This is a genomic window from Pseudomonas argentinensis, assembly GCF_001839655.2.
GTDB classification, from domain to species: Bacteria; Pseudomonadota; Gammaproteobacteria; order Pseudomonadales; family Pseudomonadaceae; genus Aquipseudomonas; species Aquipseudomonas argentinensis_B.
On the sequence record NZ_CP056087.1, the window covers coordinates 4,060,518 to 4,086,604 of the forward strand.

At 63.7% G+C, this 26,087-nt stretch carries 18 protein-coding genes, 3 tRNA genes and 1 pseudogene; 15 read left to right on the forward strand and 7 right to left on the reverse strand.

Annotated features, from left to right (window positions below; genetic code table 11):
• Positions 1-29: 29 nt before the first annotated feature.
• The 5 genes from SA190iCDA_RS18290 to SA190iCDA_RS18310 form a co-directional block, all read right to left on the reverse strand.
• Positions 30-974 (reverse strand): alpha/beta hydrolase, encoded by a 945-nt coding sequence (locus SA190iCDA_RS18290; protein WP_236100903.1) that lies wholly within the window; start codon positions 972-974, stop codon positions 30-32.
• Positions 975-1,021: 47 nt separating this feature from the next.
• A complete protein-coding gene (locus SA190iCDA_RS18295) occupies positions 1,022-2,320 on the reverse strand; it encodes a class I SAM-dependent methyltransferase (protein WP_070885472.1) in 1,299 nt (432 codons plus the stop codon).
• A gap of 101 nt (positions 2,321-2,421) precedes the next feature.
• Positions 2,422-4,518 carry a TonB-dependent receptor domain-containing protein gene (locus SA190iCDA_RS18300; RefSeq protein WP_083329792.1) on the reverse strand — a complete coding sequence of 699 codons (2,097 nt, stop codon included), beginning with the start codon at positions 4,516-4,518 and terminating at the stop codon, positions 2,422-2,424.
• A gap of 150 nt (positions 4,519-4,668) precedes the next feature.
• Positions 4,669-6,033 (reverse strand): histidine kinase sensor domain-containing protein, encoded by a 1,365-nt coding sequence (locus SA190iCDA_RS18305; RefSeq protein ID WP_070885473.1) that lies wholly within the window; start codon positions 6,031-6,033, stop codon positions 4,669-4,671.
• Positions 6,026-6,733: a response regulator transcription factor gene (locus SA190iCDA_RS18310; protein WP_070885474.1), complete on the reverse strand. Its 708-nt coding sequence runs from the start codon at positions 6,731-6,733 to the stop codon at positions 6,026-6,028. Before SA190iCDA_RS18310 ends, SA190iCDA_RS18305 begins: the two co-directional genes overlap by 8 nt.
• 134 nt (positions 6,734-6,867) lie before the next feature.
• Between SA190iCDA_RS18310 and SA190iCDA_RS18315 the strand changes: the two genes are divergently transcribed.
• The 4 genes from SA190iCDA_RS18315 to SA190iCDA_RS18330 all read left to right on the forward strand — a co-directional run bounded on the left by SA190iCDA_RS18315 (position 6,868) and on the right by SA190iCDA_RS18330 (position 11,168).
• Positions 6,868-9,618 (forward strand): ATP-binding protein, encoded by a 2,751-nt coding sequence (locus tag SA190iCDA_RS18315; protein ID WP_070885475.1) that lies wholly within the window; start codon positions 6,868-6,870, stop codon positions 9,616-9,618.
• A gap of 31 nt (positions 9,619-9,649) precedes the next feature.
• Positions 9,650-10,237 carry a biliverdin-producing heme oxygenase gene (locus SA190iCDA_RS18320; protein WP_070885476.1) on the forward strand — a complete coding sequence of 196 codons (588 nt, stop codon included), beginning with the start codon at positions 9,650-9,652 and terminating at the stop codon, positions 10,235-10,237.
• A gap of 92 nt (positions 10,238-10,329) precedes the next feature.
• Positions 10,330-10,767, forward strand: a complete 438-nt coding sequence (locus SA190iCDA_RS18325; protein WP_070885477.1) for a hypothetical protein — start codon at positions 10,330-10,332, stop codon at positions 10,765-10,767.
• The gene (locus tag SA190iCDA_RS18330) at positions 10,767-11,168 is read left to right on the forward strand and encodes an META domain-containing protein (protein WP_070885478.1); all 402 of its coding nucleotides are present in this window, start codon (positions 10,767-10,769) and stop codon (positions 11,166-11,168) included. The genes SA190iCDA_RS18325 and SA190iCDA_RS18330 overlap by 1 nt, the downstream gene beginning before the upstream one ends.
• 49 nt (positions 11,169-11,217) lie before the next feature.
• On the opposite strand, the gene dinB is transcribed toward SA190iCDA_RS18330, so the two are convergent.
• Positions 11,218-12,294 (reverse strand): DNA polymerase IV, encoded by a 1,077-nt coding sequence (dinB, locus tag SA190iCDA_RS18335; protein ID WP_070885479.1) that lies wholly within the window; start codon positions 12,292-12,294, stop codon positions 11,218-11,220.
• 294 nt (positions 12,295-12,588) lie between these two features.
• Here dinB and SA190iCDA_RS23570 point away from each other — a divergent pair.
• The 11 genes and pseudogenes from SA190iCDA_RS23570 to SA190iCDA_RS18385 form a co-directional block, all read left to right on the forward strand.
• Positions 12,589-13,311, forward strand: a pseudogene (locus SA190iCDA_RS23570) (MCP four helix bundle domain-containing protein); the annotation flags it as partial.
• A 198-nt stretch (positions 13,312-13,509) separates the two neighbouring features.
• Positions 13,510-14,214, forward strand: a complete 705-nt coding sequence (locus tag SA190iCDA_RS23575; protein ID WP_419203955.1) for a methyl-accepting chemotaxis protein — start codon at positions 13,510-13,512, stop codon at positions 14,212-14,214.
• Between the two features lie 224 nt (positions 14,215-14,438).
• Positions 14,439-14,515 (forward strand) — tRNA-Met (locus tag SA190iCDA_RS18345).
• A 120-nt stretch (positions 14,516-14,635) separates the two neighbouring features.
• Positions 14,636-14,712, forward strand: a tRNA-Met gene (locus SA190iCDA_RS18350).
• Between the two features lie 122 nt (positions 14,713-14,834).
• A tRNA-Met gene (locus tag SA190iCDA_RS18355) sits at positions 14,835-14,911 on the forward strand.
• Positions 14,912-15,129: 218 nt separating this feature from the next.
• On the forward strand, positions 15,130-17,760 hold the full coding sequence (gene mprF / locus SA190iCDA_RS18360) for a bifunctional lysylphosphatidylglycerol flippase/synthetase MprF (protein WP_070885481.1): 2,631 nt from the start codon (positions 15,130-15,132) through the stop codon (positions 17,758-17,760).
• The gene (locus tag SA190iCDA_RS18365) at positions 17,760-19,028 is read left to right on the forward strand and encodes a virulence factor family protein (RefSeq protein ID WP_070885482.1); all 1,269 of its coding nucleotides are present in this window, start codon (positions 17,760-17,762) and stop codon (positions 19,026-19,028) included. The genes mprF and SA190iCDA_RS18365 overlap by 1 nt, the downstream gene beginning before the upstream one ends.
• Before the next feature lie 342 nt (positions 19,029-19,370).
• The gene (gene rimO, locus SA190iCDA_RS18370) at positions 19,371-20,696 is read left to right on the forward strand and encodes a 30S ribosomal protein S12 methylthiotransferase RimO (RefSeq protein WP_070885483.1); all 1,326 of its coding nucleotides are present in this window, start codon (positions 19,371-19,373) and stop codon (positions 20,694-20,696) included.
• A 610-nt stretch (positions 20,697-21,306) separates the two neighbouring features.
• Positions 21,307-21,543: a DUF6429 family protein gene (locus tag SA190iCDA_RS18375; protein WP_070885484.1), complete on the forward strand. Its 237-nt coding sequence runs from the start codon at positions 21,307-21,309 to the stop codon at positions 21,541-21,543.
• A 202-nt stretch (positions 21,544-21,745) separates the two neighbouring features.
• Positions 21,746-22,351, forward strand: a complete 606-nt coding sequence (locus tag SA190iCDA_RS18380; protein ID WP_070885485.1) for an N-methyl-D-aspartate receptor NMDAR2C subunit — start codon at positions 21,746-21,748, stop codon at positions 22,349-22,351.
• A gap of 230 nt (positions 22,352-22,581) precedes the next feature.
• Positions 22,582-24,546 carry a TonB-dependent receptor domain-containing protein gene (locus SA190iCDA_RS18385; RefSeq protein WP_070885486.1) on the forward strand — a complete coding sequence of 655 codons (1,965 nt, stop codon included), beginning with the start codon at positions 22,582-22,584 and terminating at the stop codon, positions 24,544-24,546.
• A 212-nt stretch (positions 24,547-24,758) separates the two neighbouring features.
• Here the strand turns inward: SA190iCDA_RS18385 and SA190iCDA_RS18390 are convergent, their stop codons facing one another.
• Positions 24,759-26,081 (reverse strand): NTP/NDP exchange transporter, encoded by a 1,323-nt coding sequence (locus SA190iCDA_RS18390; RefSeq protein ID WP_070885487.1) that lies wholly within the window; start codon positions 26,079-26,081, stop codon positions 24,759-24,761.
• Positions 26,082-26,087 lie beyond the last annotated feature (6 nt).

Sequence of the window (26,087 nt, forward strand, 5' to 3'; positions counted from 1 at the left end):
TTCATTTACATATGTAAATCCTGAGCGACTCATTGCGCCCCCCAGTGGGGAATGACGCCGTCATCCCCGGCACCCAGGCGCAGCGCCGGACCAAGGGAGGCCGGCAGCATGGGCCCGTGGCTGAGGTCGGGATATCGCTTGTAACGAACCGGGCCGTGGCCAGCTGCCGCCAACTGCTCCGCAAGCTGTTCGTCGGCATTGGCCGGTAGCGCTGCGACGGCTTCACGCCGGGCACGCACCTGCGGGTCGTTATCGTTGCCGGCTGGCCGGCGTTCGTGCAGCGCGCCACCGGTCAGCAGCGTCAGGTCCAACGGCTGCGGGCGGGCGACGAAGGCCTGGGCCTCCTGGAGGATGAAGCCACCCTGCCACCACAACGACGGATCGGCGGCGATATAGCGCTGGAAGCTCGCCGGCCGGGTGAACAGCGCATGCAACGTGAGCAGCCCACCGTAGGAATGCCCCCAGAGGCTCTGACGTTGCCGGTCGATAGGCGCTTGCGCCTGCACCAGGGGCTTGATGCGCTGCTCGATCAGATCGAGAAACACATCCGCCCCGCCACCACGCCGTTGCCGGGCGATATCGTCGATCACCGGCTCGCCGCCGGGCAGCGGCGGCGTGTAGTCATAGGCACGCGCCGCCGCATCGAAGCGCAGGTCGGTGGCATAGCCGATGAACACCAGCACCGGCGGCCCGCGCCTGGCCAGGTCGGCCAGCTGCGCCTCCTGCAGGGCGCCCAGGGCGGCGTTGCCATCGAGCAGGTACAGCACCGGATAACCCGCACGGGGCGCGGCCTGCTCGGGAATGGCGATCCAGATGCGGTAGTGGCGCTGGCCATCGGCCGAAGCGAGCTCCTGCCGGGTGAAGCGGTAATGGGCCGAACCCTTATCGGCCAGGGTCGGGCCCAGCGGCTGGGACAGATCAGGCTTGGCCATGGCATCCCCGCTGATCGCCAGCAGCACGACTAGAATGCGCAACCATCCGTTCATGAGCCCACGGCTGCCTGCACGAAGACGTATGACCATTACGCTCCCCGCTTGCGCATTACAGCAGTCCCGCACTCGGGAAGCGGGCTCAGCGCCACGGCCTTCGAGCTGAGCCACTCGCCGAATGCGCTTGCCTGCTGGGCAGTGGCGCCATCGGCGCGCAGGGGATGCGCATGCCCGGCCCACATCAGCATCTGCAGGGCCTGCAGCAGCACCCCCGGCTCGCCGGAAAAAACACTCAGGCCACGCAATTCGGCAAATGACCTGGGCCCTGCCTGCAAGGCTTTCAGCACCGGCTCGAATATCGCCTCCGGCCCCGATATCGCCCCGATCGGCGTGGAGAAGTTCAGCGCCCCCGCAGGCGGCATGGTTGCCATCGCCATGAAACGGACAGCATCCAACTGCAGCAGATGTTGCTCGCTGCTCAAGGTCTCGGGTTGCCGCTGGAACATGTCCAGGCGCTGGTGTTGATTGCGGGCGGTGTCCTTGATCGTCTCGCGCAAAGCGCTCTGAGCCACGCCGGACAGTATCGGCTGGATATCGCCCGGGATGGAAAGGCTGTCCATGTTCTCGAAGCAGTTTGCACTGCCGATATAGGTCAGCTCGGCCTGAGCGACGATCCGGTGCACGTCGGCAGAATGCTGTGGCCGCCAGTAATCGGTCAGAAATTCATGGGCTAGATAGGTCAGGTGTTCTTTCTCCAGAGCAGCCAGTTCGTCCTTCAGCCCGGGATCGTCTTCGAATGCCCCCGCCCCGCTATCCGCCAGGCGACGCAGCAACTCCACGCCATGGCGAGCGGCTTCAGCCGAGTCACCCGGCATGGCGAGGGACACCTCATGGAGAATTTTCTGAATGGCGGTCAAGCGTGTCGCACCGGGATGACACATATAGTGCAGATAGAACAGACCGCCGGGTTTCAGGTAGCGGTGAAGGATCTGCAAGATACTGGCCTGGGCCTGGGGAGGCAGCCAGGACCACGTACCGTGGCATGCGATGAAGTCGAACGGTTGCAGATCCCGGCTGGCGAAATCCCCGAAGCTGGCCTCGACGAACTGGATGTTCTTCAACCCGATATCGTGTGCGGCCTGCTGAGCGAGCGCTATATGCCCCGCGTTGAAATCGACACCGACGAACTCTCCGAGTGGATTGCTCGCAGCCGCCACGAGCAGGTTGATACCCGCACCGCATCCGAGCTCGCAGTAGCGGTAGGAGCGACGGATATCCGGTGCTGCGCAGCCCAGGCTGGTGGCTATGTAGCTCATCCAAACCGGCTGCATTTCCTTATGGAAATGCAGCGGATAGGGTACATCGATCACATAGCCCTCACGGCGGCTCATCTGCGAACTCCAGGTCAAACAAAGCACAGGCATCAACACGCAGAAATCCAGCCTCCATAACGCCAGGCGTCTGGGCTGGATAGCAGCGGCACGCGGTGTGGTCAGAAGCGGCTGGTAAAACCTACATAGAAGGTACGCGGATCCCCGTCGCCATAATCGTCATCGGTTTTCACAGCATCATTGAAAACATTCTGTACGCCGGCGCGCAGCGTCAGATTCCTGTTCACCGCATAGTTGCCACCTAGATCGACAGTGGTATTGGCCTCGGCGAAGCTGTCCGCGCCGGTCGCGGAAGGTCGGTACAACTGCTTGCCGAGGTATTGCGCGGACAGGTAAGTGGAAAGTTGATTGTCCACCTGCCATTCGAGCAACGCATTGGCGGTCCACTCCGGCGTCATCAGCAGCGCTTCGCCTGTCGTGGTGTTTTCCGACTCGATCATATAGGTCGCGTTACCGCTGAACGACACTGCAGCGGTGACCGGCATGCCGAACGACAACTCGACGCCGCTGGTCTTGGCTTCCTCGATGTTGTACTGCTGGGTGTACCAGATGCCATTGACCTGACCCAGAAAGCCATTCTGCATCATGTCTTTGATCTTGCTGGCGAAGTACGTGGCCTCGAAGCGGTACTCGTTCTCGTCGAACGTCACACCCAGCTCATAGTTGGTGCTGATCTCCGGCTCGAGATCCGGGTTGCCGACCATGAAGCACTGGCCGCCCATGTAGCCAAGCGGCGCCAGCGATGTGCAGCCCATGCCCATCGATGAAGTGCCCGAGCTCAGGGAACGCTCCTTCAGGTTCGGCGCACGGAAGCCCTTGGAGACACCGCCCTTGATCGTCCAGGCGTCGGCAGGGTGATAGACCAGGTAGGCGCGAGGACTGGTGTGGGCGCTGAACCCGTCGGTACGATCGGTACGCAGGCCCAGGGTCAGCGTCAGGTCGTCACGCAGGAATACCTGATTCTCGGCGAAGACCGCCCAAGCCCAGCCTTCAGGCTTCTTCTCCGCCGTCAGCGCCTCTGCCTGGCCTGGCGGAATGAAGGCCGCGATGTTGCCGATATTGCCTGGGTTCTCGACCTCTTCCTCCTTGTACTGCAGGCCTGCGGTCAGCCACTGGCTGACACCCAGCTCGAAGGGCATGTCGAATTTGAAATCCGCCACCGCCTCCTTGGATTTCGCCCCCCCATTGGCGCTGTCCGCCTGATCGGCCTTGTTCTCGAACGTGTTGACGTACAGGTCGAGCTTGGTTCCCACCTCACCGAAACGTCCTTCATGACCAATGCCAAACCCTCGACTGACCATTTTCGAGGAACCGAATGTTTCATTGGTCTCACCAGCGGCCGCTCGGGCCTCCACGTCATCGAACGAACGGGCACGCTCCTCGCCTGCCGAGGCATCGATGCTGAAGCTATGGTTTTCCGAGGCCTGCCAGTTGAGCTTGCCGTTGACGTTCTTCGACAGCGCGCCGGTCGAGCCCGTGGCGCCGGAGTCGGACTCACGGTCACTGAAGCTGCCGCCCAGGCGTAAACCAAGGCTGTCGGTCAGGGGGCCGCTGACATTCACGCCGATTTGCGAAGTGTCGCCAGAATCGCTGGGTTGTGGACGGCTGTAGTTGGACGTAATCGAGCCACCCCATTCGGGAGAGACCTTGCGGGTGATGATGTTGATCACCCCGCCCATGGCTTCCGAGCCGTACAGCGAAGACATGGCGCCACGTACCACCTCGATTCGCTCGATGGACTCGGGCGACAGCCAGTCGAGATCCTGGGGGATGGTGTCAGGCCGATGCCCCAAGAGCTGCGAACTGCCGATACGTTTGCCGTCGACCAGAATCAGGGTGTATCGGTCCGGCATACCCCGGAAAGAGATTTTGGAACCCGCCCCGGTTGCCGAATACCCGCCGGTAACGCCGGGTAGCGTGCCGAGAACCTCTGCGATGCTAGCCATCGGCTTGCGCTCGATGTCCTCACGGGTGACAACGCTGATGCTGGCTGGAGCATCACGTAAATCCACTTCCGTGCCTGCTGCCGTCACCACCGTGGAGCCGAGCTCCAGCAGCGAACTCTGACTCTCATCCAGATGCAGAGCTGATGACGCGTCCCTGGCCTCGTTATCGACCTCTTGTGCATAGGCAGTCGGCACACTGAACGCCACCATGATGGCCGTGGCCAGCAGACTCGGGTTGTACTTCGGATTCATCGACATCATCCCCATACCGCATGAGTGTCAGGCCCAGACGGGCGAAAACGGCGGTAGTGGATCTCCTGAAAGCTCGCCCTAGAGCGCTCCCGCCGCGATAACGGCGCAAATGATAGTTAATATCATATGAGAGTAAACGTCATTTACAGTCTATACACTTTGCGCCTGCCCCTCGGCCGCCGGTAGCAACAGATGCATCTGCAGCCCGCTGCCAGGCGGACTCTGTGCCCACAGGCGACCGCCCTGCAGGGCGATGGCGCTGCGGGCGATGCTCAGGCCGAGGCCGAAGCCACCGTCGCCAGGGCGCGCGCTGTCGAGCCGGGCGAAGGGTTCGAAAATGGTTTCCAGGTAGCGCTCCTCGATACCGGGGCCCTCGTCGATCAGGCACAGGTGCCAGCAATCGTCTTCCCGCACGCCCGTCAGGCGCACCTGTCCTGCGGGCGGTGAGTGGCGAATGGCGTTGCGCAGCAGGTTTTCCAGGGCCTGGGCCAGGCTGGTCAGGTTGGCGTACACCGTGCAATCTTCATCAACCTCGAACAGCAGGCGCTCGCCGGACCAGGCGGCCTCGAAACAGGCGTCCTCGACCAGCATGTCCCAGAGCTGCTGCAGGCGAATCGGCTCGCGGGCGAATTGCGGGCGCTCGGAATCCAGCCATGCCAGCTCCAGGGAATGCTCCACCAGGGTCTGCATGATGGTGATTTCCCGATCGAGGCGCTGGCGCAGCACCTGCGGGTCGCTCTCGCCTTCGCTGGCCACGCGCAGGCGGCTCAGCGGCGTGCGCAGTTCGTGGGACAGGTCACGCAGCAGGCGTCGCTGATACACCACGGTGCCCTGCAGGCGCTCGGCCATATGGTCGAAGGCGCGCCCCAGCTCGCCCAGCTCGTCCTTGCGGGCCGCCACCGGTGGGCCGACCCGTGCGCTCAGGTCGCCGGCACTGAGGCCATTGGCCTGGCGGCGCAGGATCACCAGGGGCGCGATAAGCCAGCGATACAACAGGGTGCCCAGGAGAATGGCCAGGCAGGCGGGCAATACGCTGTGCAGCAGGAAATCCCATATGGGCCGGGCGTTGCGCGGGTCCAGGCGCTGCGGCAACTCCAGCACCAGGCGTGCCTGCCCGTCGCTGAACGGGATGTAGAACACCGGCTGCCCACCGGGCCGGCCGACCTTTTGATCGAGCCGGCGCACGAAGCTCAGGCGCAGCGCCTCCTCGTCACTCAGCGCGCAGGAAGACAACGACCGCTGATGCTGGTCCACCACCACGGCCCAGACCTGCTCACGCTGGTAGAAGTCGTGCAGAAACTCGTCCAGCCCTTCGCGACCGCGCTCACGCCAAGCCGCTTCCGCCTCGCCGGCGATAGCGCTCAGCTCCTGCTGGCTGCGCGGAGACAGCGTGGACATCGAGTCGTACACCCGCTGCTCCAGGTCCAGGTGCATGCTGACGGTCAGCAGGCAGAACAGCGCCAGACCGACGATCAGCTTCCAGAACAGCGAATGCCACCCCGGCACCTCAGGCATCCCGGGCCGTCAGCACATAACCCTTGCCCCACACCGACTCCAGGCGCTTGCCGTTGTAGGCGACGCCCTTGAGCTTGCGGCGCACGTTGCTGACGTGCATGTCCAGGCTGCGGTCATGCTGGGAATAACCGCGGTGCAGCACGTGCTGATAGAGGAAGGCCTTGCTGAGCACTTCCTCGGCATGCCGGGAAAAGGTTTCCAGCAGGCGGTACTCGGTGGAGGTGAGCATGGCCCACTGCCCTTCATGGCAGACGTCGCAGCGGTCTTCATGAAAGGTCAACGCATCGGCCTGCAGCGGCGGTTGGCCGCGGCGCTCGTAGGCGACCCGGCGCAGGATGGCCTCGATACGCACGCTGAGCTCGCCCAGGCTGAACGGCTTGGGCAGGTAGTCGTCGGCGCCCTTGCTGAAGCCGGCGATACGATCCTGCTCGGCGCCCAGGGCGGACATCAGGATGACCGGCACATGGCGCTGCTCGCGCAGGCGTTGCAGCACGTCCAGGCCGTTGCTGCCAGGCAGCAGGATGTCCATGAGGATCAGATCGAAGTGCTGCTCCCGGGCCAGGCGCAGGCCTTCGCTGCCATCGTGGCTGAGGGTCACTTCGAAGCCGCTGCCATGCAGGTGGGCTTGCAGGTGGGAGGCCAGGGCCGGGTCGTCTTCGACCGCGAGAATTCGGATGGCGGGGGTAGCTGAGGACATCATGGCAATGTGGCTCTGAAAAGCGAATGCGAGCGATTCTACCTATTGCTCGTGCGCCCGTAACCCGCCTTGCAACGGGCAAGCGTCGCCCGGCCGGAATCGCTACACTGCCTGGCATCGTCGAAAGGGGGCATTGCGTGTTCAAGGATATCGGCATCAAGGGTCGGGTACTGATGCTTACCCTGCTGCCCACCAGCCTGCTGGCATTGGTACTGGGCGGCTACTTCATCTGGATGCAGCTCTCCGGGCTGCAGGCGCAACTGCTGCAGCGCGGCCACATGATCGCCGAACAACTGGCGCCCCTGGCCGCCCCCGCCTTGCTGCATGGTGACCAGGCGCTGCTGCAGCGCATCGCCACCGAAGCCCTGGAGCAGCCGGACGTGCGTGCGGTGACCTTCCTGACCACGCAAAGCGAGCGCCTGGCCCACGCCGGCCCGAGCATGCTCAACAGGCGCCCGGTGATCGACAGCAGCACCGTGGACATCGCCGAACAGAGCAGCCAGGACGCCACCCGCTTTCTGCTGCCGGTGATGGCCCAGCACCTGACCCTCAGCGGCGAGGAACGTGCCAGCGCCGAGGCCGAACCGATCGGCTGGGTGGAGTTGGAACTGTCGCACCACAATACCCTGCTCAGCGGCTACCGCAGCCTGCTCACCAGCCTCTTGCTGGTGGTTACCGGGCTGATCATCACCGGCCTGCTGGCGCTGCGCATGAGCCGCAGCATCAACGACCCCCTGCTGCGCATCAAGCACGGCGTCGCCCTGCTCAAGGACGGCCACCTGGAAACCCGTCTGCCGCCGTTGGGCAGCCACGAACTGGACGAACTGGCCTCGGGGATCAACCGCATGGCCGAGTCCCTGCAGGCCGCCCAGGAGGAAATGCAGCACAGCATCGACCAGGTCACCGAGGACCTGCGTCAGAACATGGAAAACATCGAGATCCAGAACATCGAGCTGGATTTCGCCCGCAAGGAAGCCCTGGAAGCGAGCCGCATCAAGTCCGAATTCCTGGCCAACATGAGCCACGAGATCCGCACGCCCCTCAACGGCATCCTCGGCTTCACCAACCTGCTGCAGAAAAGCGAGCTCAGCCCGCGCCAGCAGGATTACCTGAGCACCATCGAGAAATCCGCCGACAGCCTGCTGAGCATCATCAACGAGGTGCTCGACTTCTCGAAGATCGAAGCCGGCAAGCTGGTGTTGGAGAACATCCCCTTCAACCTGCGCGACCTGCTGCAGGATACCCTGACCATCCTCGCCCCGACCGCCCACGAGAAGAAGCTCGAACTGCTCTCCCTGGTCTATCGCGACACCCCGGTGTGGCTGTCGGGCGACCCGCTGCGCCTCAAGCAGGTGCTGACCAACCTGGTCAGCAACGCCATCAAGTTCACCCGTGAAGGCAGCATCGTCATCCGCGCCATGGTCGAGGAAGAGACCGCCGACCGCGCGCAGCTGCGCATCAGCGTGCGCGACACCGGCATCGGCCTGGGCGAAGAAGACCTGCGCGCCCTGTTCCAGGCCTTCAGCCAGGCCGACAACTCCATGTCGCGCCAGGCCGGCGGCACCGGCCTGGGTCTGGTGATCTCCAAGCGCCTGATCGAACAGATGGGCGGCGAAATCGGCGTGGACAGCACACCGGGCGAAGGCTCCGAATTCTGGGTCAGCCTCAACCTGCCCAAGGCGCGCAGCGAGGCCGACGAGCAGCCTCGCGCTCTGGCCGGACGCCGCGTGGCGATCCTCGAAGCCCATGAACTGGCCCGCCAGGCGCTTCAGCACCAGCTGGAGGATTGCGGCCTGCAGGTCAACGCATTCGCCGATCTCGGCAGCCTGTGCGAAGCGGTCAACTCGGCCGCCGGCAGCGCACAAGCCTTCAGCTGCGCCGTGCTGGGCGTCACCAGCGACGACCTGTCGCCGGCCGCGCTGGGCAAGCAGGTCTGGGCGCTCGAGCAGCAGGGCTGCAAGAGCGTGGTGCTCTGCCCCACTACCGAACAGACGCTCTATCAGGACAACGTGCCGGACTGGCACAGCCAGCTGCAGGCCAAGCCGGCCTGTACCCGGCGCCTGCAACGTGCGCTGATCGAACTGGTGGCGCCACGCCAGTCCCGCCAGGCGCGCCACAACCTGCTGCGTTCGCCGGCCATTCTCTGTGTGGACGACAACGCCGCCAACCTGCTCCTGGTGCAGACCCTGCTCGACGGCATGGGCGCCAAGGTCACGGTCGCCAGCAGCGGCTTCGATGCCCTGGTGGTCACCCAGGAGCAGGACTTCGACCTGGTATTCATGGATGTGCAGATGCCCGGCATGGATGGTCGCCAGACCACCGAGGCGATCCGCCAGTGGGAGCACGACAACGCCCGTACGCCGATGCCCATCGTCGCCCTGACCGCCCACGCCCTGGCCAACGAGAAGCGCACGCTGCTGCAGAGCGGCATGGACGACTACCTGACCAAGCCGATCAGCGAGCGTCAGCTGGCCCAGGTGGTGCTCAAGTGGACCGGCCTGACCCTGGCGGGCAATCCGCAGGAGCCGCAGCCCGATACCGCCGCCGCGCCTGCCACCGCCGTACTCGACAGGGAAGAAGGCCTGCGCCTGGCCGCCGGCAAGGCCGACCTGGCCGCCGATATGCTCAACATGCTGCTGGCCGGGTTGCCGGGCGACCTGCAGGCCATCCGCCAGGCACGCGCCGACGGCGACCGCAATGCCCTGATCGAACGCATCCACCGCCTGCACGGCGCAACCCGTTACTGCGGCGTGCCGCAACTGCGCGCCGCCTGTCAGCACAGCGAAACCCAGCTCAAGCAGGACCAGCCGATCCGCAGCAGCGGCCTGGACGAACTGGAGCAGGCGATCGAGCGCCTGCAAGAGGAAGCGCACGATGCGCCCGTTTGATCTGGAGACATCAGCAGCCCGTGGAGCGACGATGCAGGTGCCGCCGCCCGCGCAACTGCCCCTGAGCAAACAGCTGAAAGCCGGCACCCGCCGTGAGCACGACAGTGTCGACGCACTGGTGATGCGGTCGCGGCCCTTCGAGAGCCTTGAGCGTTACGGTTACTTCCTGCGCCTGCAGCACCGTTTTCATGGTTCGATCAATGGGCTGTACGACGATATGGAGCTCAATCGCCTGCTGCCCGGCCTGAGCGAGCTGCCACGGTTCGAGGCGGTGTGCACCGACCTCACGGACCTGGGCCTGGCTTGCCCGCCCGCTCCGGTCCCGGTTGCGCCTACCAGCACCCATACCGCCCTGGGCTGGCTGTACTGCAGCGAGGGGTCCAACCTGGGCGCTGCCTTTCTGTTCAAGCAAAGCCAGCAGATCGGCCTGAGCGCTGAAAAGGGTGCCCGCCACCTGGCCGCCCACCCCGATGGTCGCGGCCTGCAATGGCGCCAGTTCGTCGCCCTGCTCGACGGCCTGGCGCTGAGCGAAAGCCAGCGCGAAGAAGCCGTCGGCGGCGCCGTGGCGGCATTCGAACTCTATCGCGCAGCCTTGCGGAACATCTTTCCCGCTGCCTGATGCTTCACTGCGACGCCGGGCTAAACCCAGGCGTCGCCGCCCGCCTTCCGCTGTCACGCCCTGCTAGAATGCCGTCCTCACCCGGAGGACCCATGGCCGAACACGACTTTCGCTACAACCTGCTCAACCCCGAACACACCCTGATCGAGTGCCGCGCCCTGGCTCCAGGTCGTTATCAGGTCACCGGTAACGGGGGTTCGATCAAGGGCAACGACACCCTGGTCGTCAGCCTCAAGGGCAGCCGCGACCTGAGCATGCGTCTGCAGGTCGACAAGGTTCGCCATCTGATCAACCCGCCCGGCCAATGGGTCGCCGTCGCCCACGGGCCGGCGTTCACCGAGCTGTCGATCTTCAACTGGCAGGTCACCTGCGACAGCTGCGCCAGGCAACTGGACTTCGAATTCGCGGTCGACAGTGCACTGGGCAAAAAAGTCCAGACGCCAGCCGCCGACGCCCGCCTTGCCGAGCTGGGCTGGCGCAAACAGCAGGACAAGCACCTGTGCCCTGCGTGCATTAGAAAGGAGGCCTGATGAAACCGCTTCTCGCCCTTGGTCTGCTCGCCGCAGCCCTGGCTGGCTGCGCGGCAAAACCTGTGCAGCTGGAAAACGAGCGCACCTACCGCGTGGAATGGATCGGCGAACGCCCGCTGATCGACAATAGCCACCTGACCATCATCCTTGGCGAAGACGGCCGTGCCTACGGCAACGCCGGCTGCAACCACTGGTTCGCCAGCTATCAGCGTGACGCCGACAAGCTGACCTTCGGTGACGCCGGCAGCACCCGCAAACTGTGCGCACCGGCATTGATGGAACAGGAAAACCGCTTCCTGCAGAGCCTGACGAGCATCGAGCGCTGGGATGTTTCGCCCATCAAGCAACTGCGCCTGTGGCCCGCCAGCGGCAAACCGATCCGCCTGTGGCCTGACGAATAAGCGGCGCTATGGCCAGGTGAGCCGCCCTGCCCACCTGGCCATCCTCTTTCTACCGTTCAGAGGTGGTGAACAGATCCAGCTGTTCATGCTTGCCGCGCAGATCCTGCAACCGCACGCCAACACCGAGTAACCGCACGGGCCGATTGCCGCGGGCATGGGCACTGGTCAGCAACACTCGATAGCTTTCCAGATCCCGCGCCGCGCCAGCCTGTTCCAGGGTGGTCTGGGTAAAGTCGTGGAACTTGACCTTGACGAAGGGCTTGCCCGCTCGGTAGCTGCTGTCCAGCCGCGTCATGCGCCGCTCCAGCTCTTCCAGCAGGGCCGGCAGCTGCGCCAGACAGGCCTGCAGATCCGGCAGGTCCTGATCGTAGGTGTTCTCCACGCTCATCGACTGGCGGCGGCTGTCGGTCTGCACCGCCCGCTCGTCGATGCCGTGCGCCAGGCTCCATAGCCGCTCACCGAAACTGCCGAACTCGCGCACCAGGCGCAGCTTGTTCCACTCGCGCAGATCACGGCAGGTACGTATACCCAGGCGGGTGAGCTTGTCCGCGGTGACCTTGCCCACCCCATGCAGCTTGTTGACCGGCAGCTCGGCCACGAAGTCCTCGACCTGATCCGGGGTGATCACGAAGATGCCGTTGGGCTTGCGCCAGTCGCTGGCGATCTTGGCCAGGAACTTGTTGGGCGCCACGCCCGCGGACACGGTGATATGCAGGTCACTGGACACCCGCCGGCGAATGTCCTGGGCGATACGCGTGGCGCTGCCGCCGAAGTGCTCGCAGTTGGAGACATCGAGAAAGGCCTCGTCCAGGGACAACGGCTCGATCTGGTCGGTGTAATCGCGAAAGATCCCGTGGATCTCCCGGGACACCGCGCGGTAAACGTCGAAGCGTGGTTTGACGATCAGCAGGTCCGGGCACAGCTTCAGCGCATGCCCCGAGGCCATGGCCGAGCGCACGCCATAGGCGCGCGCCTCGTAGTTGCAGGTGGCAATCACTCCGCGCCGATCGGCCGAGCCGCCCACGGCCATGGGCTTGTCGGCCAGCGCCGGGTTGTCGCGCATCTCGACCGACGCATAGAAGGCATCGCAATCGATGTGGATGATCTTTCTCTGCCGCCTATCCATGTAGCTCTATCGAATGTTCCCAGATCAAAGGGGGGGGGTTAACGGCAGCCGTTCAGGCGCCGCCGCAGGGCGCCATTGTCCTCCCTCGATGCCGACACGGCCAGCGGATTGCGCTGGCTTAGCTAACCTGAACGCACCGGGGCGGCAGCCGTTTCATTGCCTTGATACCGGCCATCCGAAAGTTCCCTGCCAACCCGAAAGATTGCCGACCTCACGTCGGATATGGGGTGAAGCCGCTTCTACCGTTGCCGATAGCCTGGGTAACTGCGTTCCATCCAGCGAAAGGCGATCATCATGCTTCTACGACGTATAAATGTGGCTCCCCGAGCGGCATTGTTTTTCTCATTAATCGTGTTGATCGTCGTCCTGCTGGGCGCAGTGGCGATCATCCAGATGAAAACCCTGCGCGAAGTCGAACAGGACGTGGAAACCAACTGGATGGCCAGCGTGCGCCTGGCGGGCCTGATGAACGCCGGTGTACTGCGGCTGAGACTGGAAAGCCTGCGGGGCACCACCACGGACGACCCACAAATTCGCCAGCAAACCCTCGATGGTTTCGCGGGATATCGGACGGCGTTCTTCGATACGGTCAACAACTACGAGAAGCTGGTGACAAACGAAGACGAACGCAAGCTCTACGGGGATATCCGTGCCAGCGCCCAGGCCTACGCACGGCTTCTGGATCAGTTCGAGCCCCTGATGCGCAACGGCGACAATGCCGCAGCCGTGGCACTGATCAACACCTCGATCAGGCCGGCGACCAATGCCATGCAGGAGCAGATTACCGCCCTGCGCGATTTCAACGACCGTGGTGCAGAAGCGGCGGGCATTCGCGCCAGCCAAGCCTATTCCACCGGCCTGACCCTGGTTGGCACCCTGATTGCCATCGCGATCATTGCCACGATTCTGCTGGCCTACCTGTTGACACGCAGCATTACCGTGCCGATCAGCGAAGCGGTGCAGATCGCCCAGCGCATCGCCAAGAAGGATTTGACGGAAAGAATCGTGGTGATCGGTGAGGACGAAGCGGCTGCCATGTTGAGCGCCCTTCACCAGATGCAGGGGAATCTCCGCCAGACCATCGGCCATATCGCCGACAGCTCGAACCAGCTGGCCTCGGCCTCGGAGGAAATGGCCTCGGTGACCGAAGAATCCAGCCGCGGCCTGGTTCGTCAGAACGACGAGGTCAACCAGGCCGCGACAGCGGTAACCGAAATGAGCGCCGCGGTCGATGAGGTCGCCCGAAATGCGGCCGAAGCCGCCGATGCCTCGCAGCGCACCCATGCGCTCACCAGCGCCGGCATCGACAACGTGGCACGCACGCTCAAGGCCATCCAGGATCTGACCCAGAACGTGGGCCATACCAGCGGCCAGGTGCAGCAGCTGTCGGCACGCGCCCAGGAAATCAGCAAAGTGGTCGAGGTGATTCGCGCCATTGCCGAACAAACCAATCTGCTGGCCCTCAACGCCGCCATCGAAGCGGCTCGCGCAGGCGAGCAAGGCCGTGGCTTCGCCGTAGTCGCCGATGAGGTACGCGCGCTGGCTCATCGCACTCAACAGTCCACCCAGGAAATCGAGCAGATGATCGGTGGCATACAAAACGATTCCGTGCAGGCCGTCCGCGCCATGGAGCACAGCCAGCAGATGGCCGGCGATTCCACCGCGGTCGCGCAGAATGCCGACAGCTCGCTACAACAGATTGCCGAGGCCATCACCCTGATCAACGAGCGCAACATCCTTATCGCCACCGCGGCGGAAGAACAGGCCCAGGTGGCTCGTGAAATTGACCGCAACATCACCAGCATCCGCGAACTGTCGACGCAAAGCGCCGAGGGCGCCAGCCAGACCGCGATGGCCAGCGGGGAGGTCTCGAAACTCGCGGTTGGGCTGAATCGTGTAGTGGGAGAGTTCGTGATTTGACCGTTTAGCTACGCACCCTGGCATTGAGGGACCAATGCCAGATCGCGGCGCTCCCCTGGCCTGCACGGCCTTCTCTACTGTCACCGAACAATACGCCGGGAGCGCCCGCAAGGCGCGCTCTTGAGCCGCAGGCACAGGCCTTCCCCGTGCTAACCATTTGAACGGAAAACAGATTTTTCTCCGATAAGCGTTGACACTGGGCCTCAGATGAATAGAATGGCGACCGCGGGATGGAGCAGTCTGGTAGCTCGTCGGGCTCATAACCCGAAGGTCGTCGGTTCAAATCCGGCTCCCGCAACCAGATACCCAGAAAGGCCACTCAATCGAGTGGCCTTTTTGTTTTTCTGCATCTTCGATTTAACCAATTGATTAAAAAGAAGAAATCGATTGACAGAAGCCTCATCTCGGATAGAATGGCGGCCGCGGGATGGAGCAGTCTGGTAGCTCGTCGGGCTCATAACCCGAAGGTCGTCGGTTCAAATCCGGCTCCCGCAACCAGATACCCAGAAAGGCCACTCAATCGAGTGGCCTTTTTGTTTTTCCGCCCTGCCAGTTTTAACCGATTGATTGAAAACGCAAAAGTCGGTTGACAGCATTCGCTTTATCCATATAATGGCCGCCGCGGGATGGAGCAGTCTGGTAGCTCGTCGGGCTCATAACCCGAAGGTCGTCGGTTCAAATCCGGCTCCCGCAACCACCTTCGAAACAAAAGCCCCGACAGTTCGCTGTCGGGGCTTTTGTTTATGGGCGCTGAAAAAACCAGCCTCGCCGTCACCCCACGCTGATCGACCCATCTTTCCAGGTGCCTGCCATGGACACCTTGAAGCGCTTCGCTCAAGCTCATACATTATTTGATACAAATTGGAACTTGGCTTCCAACCTTCAATCTGAGCCGCACTGCCCAAGAGGTATCCGATGCGCGCCAGCTCCGACGCTACTGCTCCCCCTTCGCTGCCCAAATCCAAACTGCTGCTCTGGCGCCAACGCCTGGATCGATACCGCCAGCCCCTGGGGCTGAGTGTCGCCCTGGCACTGTTCGTCATCGCCCTGCTGGCCTGCCGGCATCTGCTCGATGAGCTGGACCCCGGCGCGCTGCATACTTCCATTCTGGCGGTGCCCAAGCTCAATCTGTTCGGCGCTGTCGGCCTGACCGTCATTGGCTTCATCGCCCTGCTCGGCTACGAGTGGTCGGCCAGCCGTTATGCCGGTGTCAGCCTGCCTGGCCGTACCCTGGCCACCGGTGGCTTCTGCGCCTTCGCCATCGGCAACGCCGTGGGCCTGTCGATGCTCTCCGGCGGCTCGATCCGCTACCGCCTGTATGCCCGCCATGGCATCGGCGGCGTCGAAATCGCCCGCATGACGGTGTTCGCCAGCCTATCCCTGGGCTGCGCGCTGCCCATTCTCGCCGCCCTCGCGGCACTGGCTGACCCATCTGCCGCGGCCGCTGCGCTACGCTTGCCACAAGCGTTATTGATAGTCGTCGCCGTGGTGCTGCTGGCACTGGGCGCGGCTTTGCTGCTGGTGCTGCACCGCGCGCGTCTGGCTGAACGGCCGAACGCCGATTGCGTGACGGTGCGGGTGAGCCGCCACCTGCTGCGCATGCCGGGCGCCCGCCTGACCCTGCTGCAGGTGCTGATCACCCTGGTCGACGTCAGCGCTGCGGCCGGCGTGTTGTATCTGCTGCTGCCCGAAGCACCGCCCTTCACCACCTTCCTGCTCGTCTACCTGCTGGCCCTGGCCGCCGGCGTGCTCAGCCATGTGCCGGGTGGCGTCGGGGTGTTCGAGGCGGTGCTGCTGGCCGCCTTCGCCAGCGAGCTGGGCGCTGCGCCCCTGGCGGCGGCGCTGCTGCTCTATCGCCTCATCTATATCGTTCTGCCGCTGCTGGTGGCCTGCCTGCTGCTACTCGGCATGGAGCTGCGCCGGCTGGTCAACGCCCGCCAAGCGATCCGCGCCGCCAGCGGCCTGGCCGCGCCGATCCTCGCGCTGCTGGTGTTCATTTCCGGCATGGTGCTGCTGTTCTCCGGCGCGACGCCGAGCCTGGACGAGCGCCTGGAGATTCTCGACTTCCTCATTCCCCACCGGCTGATCGACGCTTCACACTTTGGCGCCAGCCTGATCGGCCTGCTCTGCCTGCTGCTCGCCCAGGGGCTGCGTCGGCGCTTGTCCGCGGCCTGGGCGATGACCCTGGGCCTGCTGGTGACCGGCGCAATCCTGTCGCTGCTCAAGGGCTTCGACTGGGAAGAGGCGCTGCTGCTGAGCATCACCGCCGGCTTGCTGGCGCTGTTTCGCCCCTACTTCTATCGCCCCAGCCGGTTGATGGAATTGCCCCTCTCGCCCTGGCATCTGGCGGCCAGCGCCTGCGTGCTTGGCGCCTCCATCTGGCTGCTGTTCTTCGCCTACCAGGACGTGCCCTATGAAAACCAGCTGTGGTGGCAATTCGCGGTGAACGCCGATGCGCCACGGGGCCTGCGCGCCGCCCTGGGCTGCGTACTGGTGCTCGGCGTGGTGTTCCTGGCCTGGCTGCTGCGCGCCGCCCCGCCGGCCATCACCTTGCCGAGCAGCGAGGAGCTGGACCGTGCCGCGCAGATCGTCAAGGCCTCCAACCAGGCCGACGGCGGCCTCGCCCTGACCGGTGACAAGGCGCTGCTGGTGCACCCGGAGGGCGACGCCTTTCTGATGTATTCGCGACGCGCGCGCAGCATGGTCGCGCTGTTCGACCCCATTGGCACCGCCCAGCGCCGCGCCGAGCTGGTGTGGCAGTTCCGCGACCTGTGCGACCGCCACCACACCCGCCCGGTGTTCTACCAGGTACGCGCCGAAAACCTGCCGCTGTACATGGACATCGGCCTGACCGCCATCAAGCTTGGCGAAGAGGCGCGGGTGGACCTGAACCGCTTCGAGCTGGAGAGCACCGGCAAGGCCATGAAGGACTTGCGCTACACCTGGAACCGCGGCCAGCGCGACGGCCTGGTGCTGGAGTTCCACGAACCCGGTCAGGCGCCGTTCGACGAGCTGCGTGCCATCTCCGATGCCTGGCTGGCCGGCAAGCAGATGCGCGAGAAAGGCTTCTCTCTGGGCCGTTTCGATCCGACCTATCTGAACCGTTTCCGTATCGTCATCGCCCGGGTCAAGGGCCGCGCCGTGGCCTTCGCCAACCTGCTGGAAACCGACAGCCGGGGCCTTGCTACCCTGGACCTGATGCGCGTGCTGCCCGATGCGCCGAAGCTGACCATGGAATTCCTCATGCTTGGCTTGATCCTGCACTTCAAGGCCGCCGGCTTCGCCCGCTTCAGCCTGGGCATGGTGCCGTTGTCCGGCCTGCAACCACGCCGCGGCGCGCCACTGGCGCAGCGCCTCGGCGCGCTGGTGTTCAAGCGTGGCGAAGCGTTCTACAACTTCCAGGGCCTGCGCCGCTTCAAGGACAAGTTCCAGCCCGACTGGGAACCGCGCTACATGGCCGTACCGGCCGGGCTCGACCCGCTGGTGGCGCTGACCGACACCGCCGCGCTGATCGCTGGCGGCTTTACCGGACTGGTGAAACGCTGATGACCCGTACCGCCAAACGTCGGTTGCCGATCCTCGCTCTGCTGCTGGTGGTGATTGCCGGTGGCCTCTACCTGTGGCTGCGCCCACCGGCTACTGCCAGCCTGGCGCACCATGGGCTGGCGTCCGGCGGCGACCTGCAGGTCGCCACCCCGGGCGGCAAGGTCCAGCGCCGCGTGCTGCTGGTGCTGCCGAGGGATCAACTGCTCGGTGATGAACAGCTGCTGGAGCTGGCCCAGTCCAACCACGCGCTGATCGGCCAGTACCCGGCCACCACGCAAAGCTGCGAAGCGCAAGGCAAGACCCTGCAGGACGCGGCCGCGCATCTGGGCGGGCCGCCGAACCTGGTCGTCGGCAGCGAGAACGCCGCCATGCTCGCCTGGCGCTGGCTCGCCAGCCAGACCGACGACCAGGCCCAGGCGCTGTCGGTCGGTTTCGCGCTGCAGAAACCCGACTGCGATACCCCGCCGCCGGCGAGCAGCGGCCATGGGCATTGGCTGGCCGCCTGGAACGACAACCCGGACGACGCCAGCGCCCGCTTCGTGCGCGAGCAGGCCAACGCCGAAACCCTGATCGGCGATTACGACACCGCGCCCAAGGCGCTGCTGATCGCCCAGTTGCGCCGCCTGCTGCAAGGCGCCAGCGACGACCTGCCGGTGGTCGAGGTGCCGTCCACGCCGCCTGGCGATACGGTAAGCCTGTTCTACTCCGGCGACGGCGGCTGGCGTGATCTGGACAAGGCCGTGGCCGAGCAGATGGCCGAGCGCGGCTACCCGGTGGTCGGCCTCGATACCCTGCGCTACTTCTGGCAGCGCAAGAGCCCGGACCAGGCCGCCAGCGACCTGTCCGAGATGATGCGAGAGTATCGCGAGAAGTGGCACGCCAAGCGGTTCGTGCTGATCGGCTACTCCTTCGGTGCCGACGTGATGCCGGCGCTCTACAACCGCCTGCCCGACAGCGACAAACAGCAGGTCGATGCCGTGCTGCTGCTGGCTCTGGCGCGCAGTGGCGCCTTCGAGATCCAGGTCGAGGGCTGGCTCGGCAAGGACGCCGACGAAGCCACCACCGGGCCGGAGCTGATCAAGCTGCCGGCCGAAAAGGTGCTCTGCGTGTATGGCAGCGAAGAGGCGCCGGAGAGCGGTTGCACCCAGCCGCAGAGCGTCGGCGAGAAGCTGGAGCTGCCGGGCGGCCACCACTACGACAAGGATTACCCGGCCCTGGCCGAACGCCTGATCATTGCGATCAAGAGGCGCCAGCAGGCCGCGCAGTGATCCTCGTGCTGCCGGTTACGCGACCGGCAGCACCCTTTCGCTTCCACCAGAAAGTCGAACGCCCTGCCACGCCTGAATCCACCAGCATGATCAGGCATTAGCTCAGATGCCCCCGCCTCCACCCAGGCGGTAGCCAAAGCGGCAAGGCCCTTGGCACGCGGTCGCGGCTACCCGGCGTATCGACGTACGCTGCAACAGCAGCTTTCGGCCCTGGTTGAGCGGCCCGCATCCACATCCTGTCGGCAGTGCTGGAAAAGTGCCTCGCACGCCGCTAGAATTGCGCACTTTTTGACCAGAGGCGCCCAAAGCGCCCGGCCCGTCTTAGCCCTGAGGTTCACCTGCATGACCACCACCGCCACCCCGAAAGTTGGGTTCGTTTCCCTTGGCTGCCCCAAGGCCTTGGTAGATTCCGAACGCATCCTGACCCAGCTGCGCATGGAAGGTTATGAAGTGGTACCGACCTACCAGGACGCCGACGTGGTGGTGGTCAACACCTGCGGCTTTATCGACAGCGCCAAGGCCGAGTCCCTGGAAGTGATCGGTGAAGCGATCAAGGAAAACGGCAAGGTCATCGTCACCGGCTGCATGGGCGTCGAGGAAGGCAACATCCGTGACGTGCACCCCAGCGTGCTGTCGGTCACCGGCCCGCAGCAGTACGAGCAGGTGGTCAACGCCGTCCACGAAGTGGTGCCGCCGCGCCAGGATCACAACCCGCTGGTCGATCTGATCCCGCCGCAAGGCGTCAAGCTCACCCCGCGCCACTACGCCTACCTGAAGATTTCCGAAGGCTGCAACCACAGCTGCAGCTTCTGCATCATCCCGTCGATGCGCGGCAAGCTGGTCAGCCGCCCGGTCGGCGATGTGCTCAGCGAGGCCGAGCGCCTGGTCAAGGCCGGCGTCAAGGAACTGCTGGTGATCAGCCAGGACACCAGCGCCTACGGTGTCGACCTCAAGTACAAGACCGACTTCTGGAACGGCCAGCCGGTCAAGACGCGCATGAAAGAGCTCTGCGAAGCGCTTTCCAGCATGGGCGTGTGGGTGCGCCTGCACTACGTGTACCCCTACCCCAACGTAGACGACATCATCCCGCTGATGGCCGCCGGCAAACTGCTGCCGTACCTCGACATCCCGTTCCAGCACGCCAGCCCGCGCGTACTCAAGCTGATGAAGCGCCCGGCCTTCGAAGACCGCACCCTGGCGCGCATCAAATCCTGGCGCGAACAGTGCCCGGACCTGACCATCCGCTCGACCTTCATCGTCGGCTTCCCCGGCGAAACCGAAGAAGACTTCCAGTACCTGCTCGACTGGCTGACCGAAGCCCAGCTCGACCGCGTCGGCTGCTTCCAGTACTCGCCGGTCGAAGGCGCGCCGGCCAACGACCTGGACGTCGACATCGTGCCCGATGACGTCAAACAGGATCGCTGGGACCGCTTCATGGCCCACCAGCAGGCCATCAGCACCGCCCGCTTGCAACTGAAGATCGGCCGCGAAATGGACGTGCTGATCGACGAAGTCGACGACCAGGGCGCCGTCGCCCGCTCCTGGGCCGACGCCCCGGAAATCGACGGCAGTGTCTTTATCGAAGGCACCGACTTCCAGCCGGGCGACAAGGTGCGGGTGCGCATCATCGACGCCGATGAGTACGATATGTGGGCAGAGCGGGTTTAACCCCTCGCCTCAGCAAACGCCCACTGCGTCGCCTGACCCAGTGGGCGTTTTTGTATTGGCGCCGATGGAGATGGCCGGCACGAGCCGAGTAGTGTCTTGCCAGTCCCAACCAGGCGCTGACGGCCCCTTGGCACGTCACCGAAGCGCAAGGATCACTGTATGAGCCTTGCTCAGCAACAACGCCGCTTGCAATCACCGATGCTTCGGGGCGTTCAGAATTGTAAAGAAGGCAAAGCTCAGATTCCTTTATGCCCCTTTGGTAGCTCCAATCTCTGTCGCGGGTTTGTCACTCTGCATTTCTTATGATGGTAATACCGTATTTGCAGATCAGATCGTGTGGCAACCGTGCAATTCAAAGGAAATAGTTTTGGAGTGCGACCTAGCCTCTTCCAACGCTTTCGTTGAGATAAATAACCGGCATCGAGTTCGACTATGCCATGCCATTTTGGATATGCACTGGCGGGCTTTAACTAGGTGCTAGGCGCTCAACGCCAAACGTGCATACCATTCTAACCAATGGTTCAAAACCGCTCGCTATCACTGAGACCGGCCTAAAGCCCGCCCCTTATCCCAACGTTAGGACTGGTCATGCACATCGAGGCCTATAATTATGAAATACGACGATCAGAAAATTTCGGAAGTTGTTCTGGCACTGCTTGGAGTGTTTGAGTTTGAAAATGGCAGGATCTGGAAGCGGATTGAATTCAGCGTAATGGATGAGCTATTTGAAAAAGGCTACATCACCGACCCAAAAGGCAAATCTGAGTCTGCTTACTTAACAGAGGAAGGTATGCAGCTAGCTAACAACTTGCAAAAAAGCACTTTTCCGCACAGGAGTAGCCTCTAACTATGTGTTCACCCCCATTTTCCTCGAGCCGGGCGCTAGGCAAACGGTCAAATACCAGTCGTAAGCAAACCAGAGCAGCAAGTAGGATGGACAACGCGAAGCTTGTTCACCGCACTCTGCACGGGACTTAACTCTGCGACTCAATATCGCCACGGTGGATGGAAACAGCCATCCACCCTACCCATTAGCGGTAATCCGTTCGATGAGCATCTTCCAAAAATCCTGGACACGCGCCTGGTCAGGCCTCGGGCTGCAGCCTGACGCCAATCTCCTCGAGAGGTTGCTTGCCGCCTATGCAGAGCCTCAGCGCCATTACCACTCCCTGCAGCATCTGGAGGAATGCCTGACGCATTTCGATCAGGCTCGGCATCTGGCCAAGCACCCCGAGGAGGTCGAAATTGCCTTGTGGTTTCACGATGCCGTCTATGACGTTCGCGGTACGGCAAATGAGCAGCAGAGTACAGACTGGGCTGTGCGTGCCCTGCTGGCCGGCAACGCATCGCGATCTACACAGAACCGCGTCGAGCAGTTGATCATGGCCACCCGGCACGATGCAGCGCCTGTCGATAGTGACGAGCGCCTGCTGGTCGATATCGACCTTTCGATTCTTGGTGCTACGCCCGAGCGCTTTGCCGAATACGACATGCAGGTGCGGGCTGAATATAGCTGGGTGCCGGAAGTTATCTACGGTATGAAGCGCAAAGAGGTGCTCAGCTCATTCCTGGCCCGCTCAAGCATTTACAGCACGCCCTATTTCTACGGACGCTATGAGGCACAGGCGCGTATCAACTTGGCGGTATCTGCCTGATTGGCAAAGCAATCGCGGTCATGGAAGCCTGCACGGATGATCGCGGGCATTGCCGAGGCTGGCATTGGTATAGCTAGCCTCGACGGGTAAACAGTCGACACCCGGTAACGCATCTCGCTGCACAGCCCCAAGTTCCCCCGCCAAGCGTCCAGCCTGTCTCACTTTGTCCAACCTTCGTGCACCTGGATGAATACGATTCGCACCTGCAAACGATTCGTAAGGACTATTCCATGCACGCGCCCTTCCCTCGCCGCCCTGTCGGCACGCTGATTCGCCTGGCGACTCTCTGCCTGGCCACTGGCAGCACCCTTGCCCATGCCGAGCCCCTTGAACTGGACGATATGGTGGTGACCGCTTCCGGCTTCGCCCAGAACCTGGAAGACGCGCCAGCCTCGGTCACCGTGATCAGCGGTGATGACCTGCGCAAGCGCTCGGTACAAAACCTGGCCGATGCGGTGCGCGACGTGGAAGGCGTGGTGGCCAACGGCGGTGCCAACGAGACCGATATCCAGATCCGTGGCATGCCGGGCGACTACACGCTGATTCTGGTCGACGGCAAACGCCAGAGCGGGCGCGATTCGCGGGTCAATGGCAACCGCGGTTACGAACAGAGCTTCGTGCCGCCGGCTGCGGCCATCGAGCGTATCGAAGTGGTGCGCGGGCCGATGTCCTCGCTGTACGGCTCGGACGCCATCGGTGGGGTGATCAACATCATCACCCGCAAGGTATCGCCCGAGTGGGGCGGCAATGTGTCCTACGACTATTCGGCGCGCCCGAACAGCGATCAGGGCAATGCCCGCAATACCCAGTTCTACCTCAATGGCCCGCTGGTCAACGAGGTGCTGGGGCTGCAGGTATGGGGCAATTACCTCGACCGCCAGGCCGATGACGACGCCGAAGCCAACGAGGGCTTCGCCAAGTCCGACAACAAGAGCCTGACCGCACGCCTGGCCCTGACGCCGACCGAGAACCACGACTTCCTGCTCGAAGCGGGCGCCTCACGTTTGAAGAATGGTGATGGCCTGAGTGCCAACTGGTCGACCCGGGAGCAGAAGAACAACCGTGATCACTGGTCGCTGACTCACGAGGGCCGTTGGGGCTGGGCGGATTCGACGCTGTCGTTCGCCGAAGAGACCACCAGCCGCGAAGGCAAGGCCACGCCGGCGCAGGCCGACGTGTACGGGCGCAAGCCGGAGATCCGCAACCGCGTGCTGGACGGCAAGCTGGTGATCCCCACCGATTACCACGTCACCACCACCGGCGTGCAGTGGAACGAGGCCACGCTGACCGACTGGAACCAGGCCAACCGCGGCACCCCGCGCGAGCGTGAGAACGAGGAATACTCGGTGGTGCAGAAGGCCCTGTTCGCCGAAGACGAGTGGTCGATCACCGATGAATTCGCCCTGACCACCGGCCTGCGCCTGGACCATCACGAGCAGTACGGCAGCCACGTCAATCCCCGCGTCTACGGGGTCTGGCACCTGACCAACGAGTGGACGCTGAAAGGCGGCGTGGCCCGCGGCTTCAAGGCACCGGAGCTGCGCGCGGTGATCGACGACTACGCGGTGGTGCGCCGTAACCGCTTCGTGCAGTTCGGCAATGCCAACCTCAAACCCGAGAGCAGTACCAACTATGAGTTGAGCGCGATGTGGTCGAACCGCGACGACCTCTCGGCCGGCGCCACGCTGTTCTACAACGACTTCAAGGACAAGCTCTCCACCGTCACCACCACCGAACAGTGGCAGGGCCTGACCGTGATGGAACGGGTCAACGTCGACAAGGCGGTGATCCGCGGCCTGGAGTTGAGCGGCAACTGGCAGGCACTGAGCAACGTGGCGATCAAGGGTAACTTCACCTACCTGGACTCCGAACAGAAGAGCGGCGTCGACAGGGGCCGACCATTGTCACTGACACCCAAACGCAAGGCGAGCCTGCGCGCCGACTGGGATATCAGCAACCGAGCCCTGGCCTGGGCCGCGACCCACTACAACGGCGAGGAGTATGGCGCCACGCTGACCGGCCAATCGTCGCGCGCCTACACCACTGCCGATGTCGGCGGCTCGTACAAGCTGACCGAGGCGCTGACGCTCAATTCGGCGATCTACAACCTGGGCAACAAGCGCCTGAATGATGAGGACGACGGCACGGTCAATTACGGCCGCACCTACTGGCTGGGAGCATCGCTGGACTTCTGATGACCTGATCGTTCCCAGGCGGAGCGTGGGAACGATCACAAGGGAGAGCCAGCATGTTGTGGGAGCGCGCCATGCGCGCGAATCGCAGGCATGGACTGGGCGTCCCCGCCCGCTCCCACAGGGTATCGCCGAACCGCTGCCAGCGCCTTGTGACTTTCGAGATGAGTAGACCGGTTGGCGATCCGCTTCGGCCCATCAACCGGTCGCCTTGTCTAGCCATGAACGACCGCCTTTATCTGCGGCATCTCCCGCCTGCTCATCTCATCGGCCTGCCTGCCCAGGTACCAGCCAAGCGCGCCCCAGACCAATGCGCAGCCCGCGCCAACCAACGCCACCAGCACCGCGCCCTGGCCAAGCAGATCGAGAAAGCTCTTCACCCAGCCGCTAAGCGCGTCGCCGGCGCGGTAGACCACGGTGTCGATAAAGTTCTTCGCCTTGTATTTGCTCTCCGCGTCCAGCGGTGCGAAGAGCATTTCCCGGCCTGGCCGCACGAATGCGTATTCACCGATGCGCCGCACGATCATCAGCGCCGCCAGCATGGCAAAGCTGGGCGCCAGGGCGAGGCCGATAAAGCCCACGCAGACCAGCAGCGGCACCATGGCCAGCAGCACCCGCACGCCCATCTTCTGGGCGATGCGCCCGGTGATGAACACCTGCGACAGCAAGGCGCCGGCCTGCACGATGACGTCGATGATGCCGAACACGCGGATCTGCGCGTCGCGATCCGGGAAGCGCTCGGCCACCAGGCGTGCCTGCTCGAAGTACAGAAAGGTGGTCACCGTGGCGAGCAGCACCACGAACCCGGCGATCGCCAGCAGATAAGGCGATTGCAGCACCCGCGTCAGGCCGCTGAACGGGTTGCCGGCCACCGGCTTGCGCGAACTCTCGGCCTTCACGGCGCCCGGCCGGCCTGCGCCGCCGACTTCTCGCCAACGCATCAGCGGCGCCTTGAGGGCCAGGGCAACGCCCAGCAGCACACCGGCCAGCAATACCAGGCCGCTTTCGCCGATCACCCCGACCAGCAAGGCACTCATGGCCGGCCCGACCAGGCCGCCGACACTGGCACCGGCGGCGATAAAGGCGAACAAGCGCTTGGCCTGCTGGCTGTCGAACACATCGGCCATCAGGCTCCAGGCCACCGACACCACGAACAGGTTGTAGACCGAGATCCACACGTAGAACACCCGCGCCAGCCAGACGTTGTCATCGCCGAGCTGGAACAGCACGGCGAAGGCCAGCAGGTTCAGGCAGAAGAAGCCGTACACCCAGTCGACGAAATGAATGCGCGGCACCCGTGAGCTGAGCCAGGCGAACAGCGGCACGGCCACCAGCATCACCACGAAGGTGGCGGTGAACAGCCATTGCAGGTTCTCGACCCCGGCCATGATGCCCATCGACTCGCGGATGGGCCGCAGCATGAAATAGCCGGAGAACAGGCAGAAGAACAGCGCGAAGCCGGCCAGCGCCGGCCCCAGTTCGTGGCGCTCGGCGTTGATGGCGGCGCCAAGGCGCCGCACCAGAACAGTGGGAAACATGATGGG